This is a genomic window from Blautia sp. DFI.1.216, from assembly GCF_020594215.1.
In the GTDB taxonomy this organism is placed as follows: domain Bacteria; phylum Bacillota; class Clostridia; order Lachnospirales; family Lachnospiraceae; genus Blautia_A; species Blautia_A wexlerae.
In genome coordinates, this window is the sequence record NZ_JAJDML010000114.1 from 1 (window position 1) to 2,499 (window position 2,499).

Here is a 2,499-nt window from a genome sequence, read left to right on the forward strand (position 1 = left end):
AAGAACCGCGGGACACGCGGGGATAGCCTGTTTTAGCTTTGCCCTGAAGGGCAATTGAGCAGGAAGCTCCCACTTCAAAATCTGTAAGATTTAAGTGGCGAGAGCATGTCACGAAAACTGTTTCTGAGAATGGAGAAGCACTTGAAAAATTCTGTAATGCACTAAAAGATGGAAATTCCGAAGTGGTAGAACAAAGTTTGAACAATTATCTGAAAAGGACCATCAGTATTCGGGATACCCTTGTAAAAAAACAGATGAAAGAGAATTTTTATCATGGGATTTTACTTGGAATTCTTGGATTTCAGCAGAACTGGAGTGTGTCATCAAATAAAGAATCGGGTGATGGATACAGTGATATTTTGATAGAAACAGAAGATCAGGAAACTGGAATCATTATAGAAATAAAATATGCCGAAACAGGGAATCTGGAAGCTGTCAGTGAAGAGGCATTAAAACAGATAGAAGACAGACGATACGAGGAGCAGCTGCTGGAAGAGGGAGTAGAGCATATTTTGAAATATGGTATTGCATTTTACAAAAAGAAATGCAAAGTAATGGCAGTCAAATAAATGAAAAACAAATACAAAAAAGCAGCAGAACCATTGAGGGATAGTGATTCAATGGTTCTGCTTTTTACTGTCTGTATTGATGAAGTTGCTTAATGTAACTGGAACACAACAGTTTCGTAAGGCTTGAGTACAAGTGTTCCAATTCCGTATTCAACTTCGTTTTCTCCGTAATTGGAAATGATTACGGGAGTGTTGCACGGTAATTCAATATCTTCAGCGCCATAATGGAATTTCTGCATGGATGCAGAGAAATTATGCACTGCCAGCCATGTTTCATCCTGGTAACTTCTGGTATAGGCAATTACCGGACCATCTTCCGGGCAGCAGAGTTTGAAATCTCCATGAGCCATTACCGGATGTTTCTTACGCAGTGCGATGAGATTCTGGTAGAATTTGAAAACAGAACAGTCATCATTCATCTGGCTTTCTGCGTTAATGAGTTTGTAGTTTGGATTGACACCCAGCCACGGAGTATGCTCAGAAAATCCGCCGTTTGGGCTGTCGTTCCACTGCATAGGCGTTCTTGCATTATCACGGCTGATACTTCTGGATTCTGCCAGTGCTTCTTCAGGAGAAGCTCCCTGTTCGATCATGGTTTTATAATAATTGCGGGTATCAATGTCATTGTAATCATCGATAGATGGGAAGGCAACATTGGTCATTCCAAATTCTTCGCCCTGGAAAACAAAGGGAGTACCAGGAAGCGTGTGCAGATAACATGCCAGCATTTTGGCAGATTCTGACCAGAATTCTCTATCATTTCCGTAGAGGGAAACCTGACGCGGTTTGTCGTGATTACTTAAAAATCTTGCCCACCATCCATCTTTTTTCAGGATTTCATAATCTTTCTTAAGATCACGTTTCATTTTCTCTGGTGACCATGTCTGGATTTCAACAATCGGAGAAACAAATGGAATAGCCATGTTAAATTCTTTGCTTGCTGCGCTGGAATAGTTGATGGCATCCTGTTCATTGTTGATATTAACTTCTCCTACACTCATTAGATTGTCGGGAGTCATTGTTTCTGCAACCATTTCACGGATGTAGCGGTGGGTTCCCTCCAGATTTACACACGCTGCAGTACCAATGGGTTCATTCATATCTGCACGTCCGTCCAGTCCTTTGTCAAGATAACTGATGGCATCAATGCGATATCCGTCAACACCTTTCTCATTCCAGAAACGGATAATATCAAAAATTTTCTCTTTAGTTTCCGGATTATCCCAGTTCAGATCCGGCTGTTCTTTGGCAAAGAAATGGAGATAGTATTGTCCACGTTCCGGAACATATTCCCAGGCGCTTCCGCCAAATACGGACATCCAGCAGTTGGGTGCGCCTCCGTCCGGTGCAGGATCACGCCAGATATAGTAATCACTGTAAGGATTATTGCGGGATTTCTTTGATTCCCGGAACCATTTATGTTTATCTGAAGAATGGTTCAGGACCAGATCCATGATAATGGCGATGCCTCGTTCATGTGCACCGTCGCGGAAAGCATCCCAGTCTTCCATAGTTCCGAATTCTTCCATGATCGCGAAGTAATCAGAAATATCGTAACCGTTATCCACATTCGGAGAAGCATAGACAGGAGACATCCATACTGCATTGATGCCAAGCTCCTTCAGATAATCCAGCTTCTCAATCATTCCCTTCAGATCACCGATTCCATCATTGTTGCCATCTTTAAAACTTCTTGGGTAAATCTGGTAGATCACCAGATCTTTATACCAGTCTTTTTTGTGCTTCATATGTACATCCTTTCGTCTTTTTGCATAAATAAACTCTGAAATTATTATATTGTATTGTGCAAAAAAACGCAATGAAGAAAATGAGATTATTTTTGATAATAGTAACACACGTGTTACTGTTCACATTCCACTATCCCGCGAGGTGTTTTGGCATGAATATGCCAAAATCCCGAGACATACAA

Annotated in this window: 2 protein-coding genes; one reads left to right on the top strand and one right to left on the bottom strand. The window is 41.3% G+C overall.

What is annotated here, in order from left to right:
* Positions 1-182 precede the first annotated feature (182 nt).
* Positions 183-569: a PD-(D/E)XK nuclease domain-containing protein gene (locus LJE11_RS18850; protein WP_008706831.1), complete on the top strand. Its 387-nt coding sequence runs from the start codon at positions 183-185 to the stop codon at positions 567-569.
* Between the two features lie 89 nt (positions 570-658).
* Here the strand turns inward: LJE11_RS18850 and LJE11_RS18855 are convergent, their stop codons facing one another.
* Entirely contained in the window at positions 659-2,317 is a 1,659-nt protein-coding gene (locus LJE11_RS18855; RefSeq protein WP_008706829.1) for a glycoside hydrolase family 13 protein, read from the bottom strand.
* Positions 2,318-2,499: the final 182 nt, after the last annotated feature.

Bases quoted from the DNA above. Each gene is read 5' to 3' on its own strand.
- LJE11_RS18855 (WP_008706829.1), bottom strand. From the start codon at position 2,317: ATGAAGCACAAAAAAGACTGGTATAAAGATCTGGTGATCTACCAGATT.